Genomic DNA, 9,246 nt, shown 5'->3' with positions numbered 1-9,246 from the left:
GCAGGATGTCACCCGCCCGGCGGCTTCCGGTTTCCTTCAGATGCCGCTCCAGCAGTTCCTTCAGCTCGGATGTCCAGTGATCCACGGTGACCGGGCATGTAACGATCGTTTCGACGTTCATCAGCGCCTGGGCCTGTCCTTCCGGATCGTAGAGGTAGGCCATGCCGCCGGTCATACCGGCAGCGAAGTTCGCACCGATATCGCCAAGGATCACCGCAACACCGCCAGTCATGTATTCACAACCATTGCTGCCGCAGCCTTCGATCACGACCCGCGCGCCCGAGTTACGCACCGCGAAACGCTCACCCGCGCGACCGGCGGCAAAGAGATAGCCCGCAGTCGCGCCATAGAGCACGGTATTGCCGATGATCGTATTTTCGGAGGCGACGATCGTGCTTGCCATCGGCGGGCGTACCACGATGGTGCCGCCCGAAAGGCCCTTGCCGACGTAATCGTTGGCATCACCCGACACCTCCAGCTTGAGCCCCGGCGCCGCGAAGGCCCCCAGCGATTGGCCGGCGGAACCGGTCAGGCGCACAGTGAGGTGATCGGGCTGCAAGCCGTTGTCGCGCATGCCGAAACGCTTGACGATATGGCTCGACACCCGCGTGCCGACCGTGCGGTGCGTGTTCTGCACGGCGTAGGAAAGCTGCATCTTCTCGCCGTCCTGCAGAAACCGCGCGGCATCCCGCACGATCTGTTCGTCCAGCGTGTCGAGCACGGCATTCCGCGGCTTGTCGCGGTCGTAGACGATCTGATCCGCGCCATCGACGGTGATGAGCAGCGGGTTCAGGTCGAGATCGTCCAGATGGGCCGAGCCACGGCTGACCTGCGTCAACAGGTCGGCGCGGCCGATCACGTCATCGATGCTGCGTGCCCCGATGCTGGCCAGAATCTCGCGCACTTCCTGCGCGTAGAAGCCGATCAGGTTCACGACCTTGTCCGCATTGCCGGTGAACTTGCCGCGCAGGGCTTCGTCCTGCGTGCAGACGCCCACGGGGCAGGTGTTGGACTGGCACTGGCGCACCATGATGCAGCCCATCGCGATCAGCGCGGCAGTGCCGATGCCGAATTCTTCGGCCCCCAGCATCGCTGCCATCACGATATCGCGTCCGGTCCGCAAGCCGCCATCGGTCCGCAGGGTGACCCGGTCGCGCAGCTTGTTCATGCTCAGAACCTGATGCGCCTCGGTCAGGCCCATTTCCCACGGAAGGCCTGCGTATTTGATCGAGGTCGCGGGCGAGGCGCCGGTGCCGCCGTTATGGCCGGAGATCAGGATGATATCCGCCTTGGCCTTGGCCACACCCGCCGCGATGGTCCCCACGCCCGAAGAAGCCACGAGCTTGACCGTCACTTTGCAGCGCGGGTTGATCTGCTTAAGGTCGTAGATCAGCTGCGCGAGGTCCTCGATCGAATAGATGTCATGATGCGGCGGCGGGCTGATGAGGGTCACGCCGGGGGTCGAGTGACGCAGCCGCGCGATCAGCTTGGTCACCTTCATGCCGGGCAGCTGCCCGCCCTCGCCGGGCTTCGCGCCCTGGGCCACCTTGATCTCCAGTTCTTCGCACTGGTTGAGGTATTCCGCCGTCACCCCGAAACGCCCCGAAGCGACCTGCTTGATCTTGGCGGAGGGATTGTCGCCGTTCGGCTCCGGCACGAAATGCGCCGGATCCTCGCCGCCCTCGCCGCTGTCGGACTTCGCGCCGATGCGGTTCATCGCCACGTTCAGCGTCTTGTGCGCTTCGGGCGACAGCGCGCCCAGACTCATCCCCGGCGTCACGAAACGCTTGCGGATGGAGGTGATGCTTTCGACCTCTTCAAGACCGATGGGCGTGCCCAGCGGCTTGATATCCAGCAGGTCGCGTAGATGAATGGGCGGATTGCTCTGCATCTTGGCGCTGTACTGCTTCCACATCGCGTAGGAGGCGCGATTGCAGGCCTCCTGCAGCATATGCATGCTCGACGCTTCCCACGCGTGGCGTTCACCACTGGCGCGGGCCTTGTAAAAGCCCCCGATGGGCATGACGACGCCGTCGCCCATCCAGCCACGGCTGTGCACTTCCTCGGCCTTGCGCTGGATGCCCAGTACGCCGATGCCGCTGATCCGGCTGATCATGCCGGGGAAATATTCCGCCACCATGGCGCGGCTCAGGCCCACGGCTTCGAAGTTGAGCCCACCCCGGTAGGAGGACACGACAGAAATGCCCATCTTGGCCATGATCTTCAGAAGGCCCTGATCGATGGCGGTGCGGTACCGCGCCACCGCTTCCGTCAGGGTCATGTCCAGCAGCCCGCGCTCGATCCTGTCGGCAAGTGAATCCTCGGCCAGATAGGCGTTCACGATGGTGGCGCCACAGCCGATGAGGACCGCGAAATAATGCGCATCCACGCATTCGGCAGACCGGACGTTGAGCGAGGTGAAGGTACGCAGCCCGTTGCGTGTGAGGTGGCTGTGCACGGCACTTGTGGCAAGGATCATCGGCATCGCCACCCGGCCCTCACCGCTGGCCTGATCCGTCAGCACAAGATGCCCGGCGCCCGATCGCACGGCATCTTCTGCCTCTGCCCTTATGCGGGACAGCCCCGCGTTCAGGTTGCCGGGGCCCGGCTCGAACGTGCAGTCGATGGTCACCACTGTGGCGTTGAAATGGCTGGTCAGTTCCTCGAACTGCGCATTGCCGACAAAGGGGCTGTCCAGCACGATGATCTCGGTCTGGCTGCTGTCTTCGTCCAGCACGTTCTTGAGGTTTCCGAACCGGGTCTTCAGGCTCATCACCCGGTATTCGCGCAGCGAGTCGATGGGCGGGTTGGTAACCTGGCTGAAGTTCTGCCGGAAGAAATGGCTGAGCGGACGATACTGCGCGCTGAGCACAGCGGAGGGGGTATCGTCGCCCATGCTGGCGAGCGCCTCCTTGGCGTCCTCGGCCATGGGCGCAAGGATCTGTTCAAGGTCCTCGACGCTGTAGCCCGCCGCCACCTGACGGCGCCGCAACTCGTTTCCGGTGAAAAGCGGCGCCTCGGTGACATCGGCCAGCGCCGAATCCAACTCGTTGATCTTGCCGACCCATTCGCCAAAGGGCTGACCCGCAGCCAGCTTGTTCTTGATCTCCTCATCGTCGTAGAGCCGACCCTCGGCCATATCGACAGAGATCAACTGCCCCGGGCCCAGTGCGCCCTTGCGCACCACACGTGCCTCGTCCAGCGGGACCATCCCCGCCTCGGACCCGGCGATGAGCATCCCGTCTGACGTCACGACATAGCGCATCGGGCGCAACCCGTTGCGGTCAAGGCCTGCGCAAACCCAGCGGCCATCGGTCATCGCAAGTGCGGCGGGGCCGTCCCACGGCTCCATGACGGAGTTGCAGTAGCTGTACATATCGCGCCACGACTGCGGCAATTCCACCGCCTGCTTGGACCAGCTTTCCGGCACCAGCATTGTCTTGGCCATCGGGGCCGAGCGGCCCGCGCGGACCAGCACCTCGAACACTGCGTCCAGAGCAGCGGAATCGGACGATCCGGCTGCCACGATAGGCTTGATATCCCCGGCCATGTCACCGAATGCGCCCGAGGCCATGCGGATCTCATGGCTGCGCATCCAATTGAGGTTGCCCTTCAGGGTATTGATCTCTCCGTTATGGGCGAGCATGCGGAACGGCTGCGCGAGCCACCACTGCGGAAAGGTGTTCGTCGAATAACGCTGGTGGTAGATGGCAAAGGCCGAAACGAAGCGGTCATCCATCAGGTCCGGGTAAAATTCGGCCACGTCCTGTGCCAGCATCATGCCCTTGTAGATGATGCTGCGGCAGGACATCGACGCGATGTACATCTGCGGGACCTGCGCCGCGATGGCGGCCTTTTCGATCCGGCGACGGATGACATAGAGTTCACGTTCGAAGGTTTCCTCGTCCACGCCCTTGGCGTTGGAAATCAGGATCTGCTCGATCTCTGGCCGGGTGGCGTTGGCCTTTTCCCCCAGCACGGAAATGTTCACCGGCACATGGCGCCAGCCATAGATGTAATAGCCCATCCGCAGGACTTCGGTTTCCACGATAGTCCGGCAGGTTTCCTGCGCGGCGAAGTTCGTGCGCGGCAGAAACACCTGCCCCACGGCGATCATCTCGTCCTGCCGTGGGTTGTGTCCGGTACGGCGCACCTGATCGTAGAAGAAGGGCACCGGGATCTGGACGTGGATGCCCGCACCGTCGCCTGTCTTGCCGTCGGCATCCACCGCACCGCGATGCCAGATCGCCTTGAGAGCGCGAATACCGTTCAGCACCACCTCGCGGGATTTGGACCCGTCGACATTCACCACGAGGCCAACTCCGCAGGACGAATGTTCGTCCGCTTCGGAATACATCCCGTTTTCGGCCAGATGCGCACGCTTTGCAGCCTCGGCCTCGGCCCAGAGTTCATCATGGATCATTGTGCAACATCCTTCTGCAAGAGGGGGGCGGCGGCCTTCTGTTCGAAGCAGCCGTAAATAGGTTTACGGGCCAGAAAACCCGGTTCACCCGGGTAGATGAAATCGACCGGGGTACTGTCATAGTCGAAGGCGCCACCGGCACCCTGCAGGACCTGGCCTGTCCCGGCAAAGAAACGCCTGTGCCGACGAGAGACATATTCATGCCCCTTCGCCTCATATGTCACTTCGCCGTCCGTATCCGTTTCGGTCACGTGGAATTCAGTCATGGCAAGCGGCTCGCCGTCGATCTCCACCCTTTCGTCGATAATCCGGTCATAACCGAATACGCGCGAATTTCCTTCCGGTGACAGGAGGATGAAATCATAGGTGTCGATCCCGCTGTCCAGCAAAGTGGTCAGGTTGGCGGGATCCGCGGCGGGTTGCTCCAGCGTCGTCGTGCGCCCCTGCGCAAGGTTGAAGGACTGCAACCACTGGGTTTCGCCGTCCGTCTGGCCCACATAGTAGGGTCCCATTTCATCGCTTTCGGCATGCCACTGCACCCCGGCGGGATCCGCCTTGCAGGTCCAGTGATGCGACACGATGCATGCCTTCTGCTGCACGGTCAGAAAGGCTTCGCAGCCCTCGGGCGGCGAAAACAATCGGGATTGCTGGGCCGCGACCTGGTTTCCCAAAGGCAGGGCGAGCGCGAAACAGCAGGCCACACGGGTGAGGGCGCAAGGGCGGGTCATGCGCTGTCTTCCACGAATGGGAATTGCGCCTCGTATTCGGCCTTGGTCATCCGGTCCAGATCGCCCGCAAGGCGCACACCGCCCGCAGCACTGTCGCAATAAACCACGCGCTCCAAGCGGGCCCCGCCGAAGCCGTCGAAAAGGCCGGGAGCCAGTTCAAAAACATGTTCATTCTCGCCGACGGTATCCTTGAACCAGACGGCGGAACCGCAGGCTTGGCACCATGCGCGTTCCGCGAATTCGGAAGACTGGTAGGTGCCCACAGGGCCCGCTATTTCCACCCGGTCCCGGTCGACTTCCGCGCCCATTTGGACGGAACCGCTCCACCGCGTGCACATCTCGCAATGACAGGCCGAGATATCGCCCAGCGGGCCATTCACCTTGACGGTGACGGCCCCGCAGAGGCAATGGCCTTCATGATGTTCCGCCGCGGACACGGGCCAGCCACCTATTCCGCTGCGACGGCTGTCAGGCCGCCGAACCGGTCGAGGATCGCGGCAGCGCAGTCACGCCCGTCCTTGATCGCCCAGACAACGAGGCTGGCGCCCCGTACGATATCGCCCACGGCATAGACACCATCCAGCGCGGTCGCCCCGGTGATGTAATCCGCCTTGATCGTGCCCCAGCGATTTACCGGCAGGTCCGGCACGTCCCAGAGCGTCGGCAGGTCCTCCGGCTCGAACCCAAGCGCCATGATCACAAGGTCCGCTTCCTCGGTATAGTCGGACCCGTCGACCAGTTCAGGGGCCTGCCGCCCGGTGGCGTCTGGCTGACCCAGCCGCATCCGCTGCGCCATGACACCGCTGACGGGATCGCCGGAAAAACCCTTGGGCGCGGTCAGCCATTCAAAGACCACGCCTTCTTCTTCGGCGTTCGCAACCTCGCGCTGGCTGCCGGGCATATTGGTCCGGTCGCGGCGGTAGAGGCATTTCACGCTTTCGGCGCCCTGCCGGATGCTCGTGCGGACGCAATCCATGGCGGTGTCGCCACCGCCGATGACGACGACCCGCTTGCCCTTTGCATCGAGCCGCCCGCTATCGAACGCCTCCACCGCGTCACCGAAGCTCTTACGGTTGCTCGCGGTCAGAAAATCAATGGCCCGCTCTACGCCCAGCCCGCCGACACCGGGGGCCTGAATTTCACGTGTTTTGTAGACACCGGTCGCGATGATCACGGCATCATGGGCGTCGCGGATTTCGTCGAAGGAGATGTCACGGCCCACGTCGCAGTTCAGCCGGAAAGTGACCCCGCCCTCTTCGAGCTGGCGATTGCGGCGCATCACCACGTCCTTTTCCAGCTTGAAGCCGGGGATGCCGTAGGTCAGCAAACCGCCCGCGCGGTCATAGCGGTCGTAGATCGTGACCTGTACGCCTGCACGGCGCAGCATATCCGCCGCGGCGAGACCCCCGGGGCCCGCACCGATGATACCGACGCTTTCCTCCCGCTCCCGCGAAGGCGAAGGCGGCGTGACCCAGCCTTCTTCCCACGCGGTATCGGTGATGTACTTTTCCACCGAACCGATCGTGACAGTACCGTGACCCGATTGCTCGATCACGCAGTTCCCTTCGCAGAGGCGATCCTGCGGACAGATGCGACCACAGATTTCCGGAAAGGTGTTCGTCGCCTGACTGACATCATAGGCTTCCCGCAAACGGCCCTCTGCCGTGAGGCGAAGCCAGTCGGGAATGTTGTTCTGCAGCGGGCAGTGGGATTGGCAATAAGGCACGCCACATTGACTGCAGCGGCTGGACTGCTCCTGCGCCTTCGCGTCGGCATATTCGGCGTAGATTTCCCGAAAATCCGTCCGGCGCAAATCGGGTGGACGTTTTTCGGGCATGTCCCGCGGCACGCGCGTGAACGTCAGCATGGGTTGCTCAGCCATATCATCCTCCTCCGGTCTGCCGTACCCCAATAAAGCAGACGGAAAAGGAAATAAAGTCAGCTATGCTGACCTATATGCTATTTTCACCCGCGGGAACACCCGCGCTAGCCGCATAAAGGCCGAAATATGGGCCCGTATCGGACCTAATACCTAACCTCATACCTCACCTCCGACCATCAGAGCGACGAGCGCAACGCTCCCGACGATGATTCGCCACCAGCCGAAAGGCCGGTATCCATGCTTGCTGACGAAATCGAGCAGCCAGCGCACCACCAGCACTGCCGCGATGAAGGCCATGACAAATCCAACCGCGATCTCCCCCATGGCAGAGGCATCGATGACATCACGGTTCTTATAGAAGTCATAGGCGAACGCCCCGGCCATGGTGGGCATCGACAGAAAGAACGAGAACTCCGCCGCCGCCCGCTTGCTCGCCCCGAGCATGAGCGCCCCCACGATGGTCGCGCCCGAACGGGATACGCCCGGTATCATCGCGAGGCACTGGATGACCCCGATTTTCAGCGCCATCAGCAGCGGCAGGCGCATCGCGTCCTCATGCCGCGGCGGGGGCGCGACCCGATCGACGAATAGCAACACGATACCGCCGAGCACCAGCATCACCGCGATCAGCATCGGTGTCTCGAACAGGACTTCCTTAATGAAATCATGCGCCAATACGCCGACGACAACCGCCGGCATGAACGCGATAAGTACCGAAAGAATGAACCGCCGCGCCGTAGGATCATGCGGCGCATCGCGAAACACGGCCCAGAGCCGCGCGGAATAGACTGTCAGGATCGCCAGCACCGCGCCCAGCTGGATCACGACCTCAAACGTCTTGCCCGCGCTTTCGAAGCCGAGGAAATGGCCCGCCAACAGCAGATGCCCGGTGGAGGACACCGGGATGAACTCCGTCAAACCCTCCAGCAGACCCAGAAAGGCGGCTACGATCGTCGTGGAAGCTTCCATCAACCGCGGCGCAGGTTACGCGCCGAATCCTTGATGGCGTCATACTGGCCCGACGGCCGGAAGCGCCAGAGGTACTCCGGCAGCACGGCGGTTATCGCGGTGGGTTCAATGCCCAGATCGGCAAACCCTTTCGCGTCCTCGGCAACGACATTGTCGCGTGACAGGTTCTTGACCTGATCCCGGGTGAGCATCGTGTTGGAAAACAACCCGAATGTGACCGCCTGCAGCATATCGAAGGAGAAGGCCATCAGGCGGCCCATCCACATCGGCATTCCCAGAACCAACCGCTTCCGGTTCACGATCTTCAGCATCCGCTGCATGAGCCCCTTGAAGCTATCCACATCGGGTCCGCCCAGCTCGTAAATGCCGGGCGCGGCGCGGCCGGTCACGGCAGCTTCGGCAGCCTGTGCCACATCGTCCACATAAACCGGCTGAAACCGTGTTTTGGCCCCCACCAGCGGGATCGCCGGGCTGATCCGGGTCATCCCCGCAAAGCGGTTGAAGAACGCGTCTTCCGGCCCGAAAATGATGGAGGGGCGCAGAATGACAGCCTGCGGCATATGGCGCAGGACACCGGCCTCGCCTTCCGCCTTTGTTCGTGCGTAATCGCTTTCCGCGTCCATATCGGCCCCGATGGCAGAGATCTGGACCAGCCGGGCGACACCCTCTTCCGCCGCGATCCGCGCCACGCGTTCAGCGCCTTCGGACTGAACCGCATCGAACCCGTTCTTGCCGCTTTCGGTAAGGATGCCGACACAGTTGACCGCCGCGTCCGCACCCTGCATCGCAGCCCTGACGGAGGCATCGTCCCGGATATTGCACAGGATCGGCTCGACCTGCCCCACGACACCATAGGTCCGCACGAACAGCGCTTCGTTCGGGCGCCTCACGGCCACCCGCACACGCCACCCCGCCTTTGCCATACGGCGCGCGATATATCGCCCGACGAACCCCGAACCGCCGTAGATCGTCACGAGCTTGGACATCGAAAGCCTCCTGCGCATGCTTGCGTTCGGGACCGATGTACCCCCGCGCCCCCCGCCGGACAAGGCGAATTGTACCCCTGCGCAGCGCGACGGTCGGTCATGCCCGCAAAGATCTGCCGCTTTTGCCCATATCGCCACAATATGCGATTGACAGCCCGGCCAGACATCCCTAAATCCCGCCCTCACGACACCTGCCCAGGTGGCGGAATGGTAGACGCGCTAGCTTCAGGTGCTAGTACTGGCAACGGTGTGGAGGTT

At 62.9% G+C, this 9,246-nt stretch carries 6 protein-coding genes; all 6 read right to left on the bottom strand.

Translation table 11 applies throughout. The features are described from left to right. The coding region (gene gltB / locus A3764_RS21280) for a glutamate synthase large subunit (protein ID WP_067952074.1) at positions 1-4,423 on the bottom strand (4,423 nt) is incomplete at its 3' end. Then, entirely contained in the window at positions 4,420-5,151 is a 732-nt protein-coding gene (locus tag A3764_RS21275) for a hypothetical protein (RefSeq protein WP_082850946.1), read from the bottom strand. The genes A3764_RS21275 and gltB, both read right to left, overlap by 4 nt. After that, the gene (locus tag A3764_RS21270; protein WP_067921364.1) at positions 5,148-5,588 is read right to left on the bottom strand and encodes a GFA family protein; all 441 of its coding nucleotides are present in this window, start codon (positions 5,586-5,588) and stop codon (positions 5,148-5,150) included. The genes A3764_RS21275 and A3764_RS21270 overlap by 4 nt, the downstream gene beginning before the upstream one ends. 11 nt (positions 5,589-5,599) lie before the next feature. Continuing rightward, entirely contained in the window at positions 5,600-7,033 is a 1,434-nt protein-coding gene (locus A3764_RS21265; protein ID WP_067921366.1) for an NAD(P)-dependent oxidoreductase, read from the bottom strand. A 156-nt stretch (positions 7,034-7,189) separates the two neighbouring features. After that, positions 7,190-8,002, bottom strand: a complete 813-nt coding sequence (locus A3764_RS21260; RefSeq protein ID WP_067921368.1) for an undecaprenyl-diphosphate phosphatase — start codon at positions 8,000-8,002, stop codon at positions 7,190-7,192. Beyond that, a complete protein-coding gene (locus A3764_RS21255; RefSeq protein WP_067921823.1) occupies positions 8,002-8,988 on the bottom strand; it encodes a complex I NDUFA9 subunit family protein in 987 nt (328 codons plus the stop codon). Before A3764_RS21255 ends, A3764_RS21260 begins: the two co-directional genes overlap by 1 nt. Positions 8,989-9,246: the final 258 nt, after the last annotated feature.

This window comes from Sulfitobacter sp. HI0129, from assembly GCF_001635395.1.
Lineage (GTDB): Bacteria > Pseudomonadota > Alphaproteobacteria > Rhodobacterales > Rhodobacteraceae > Sulfitobacter.
This window is presented reverse-complemented; position numbering and strand designations above follow the sequence as displayed.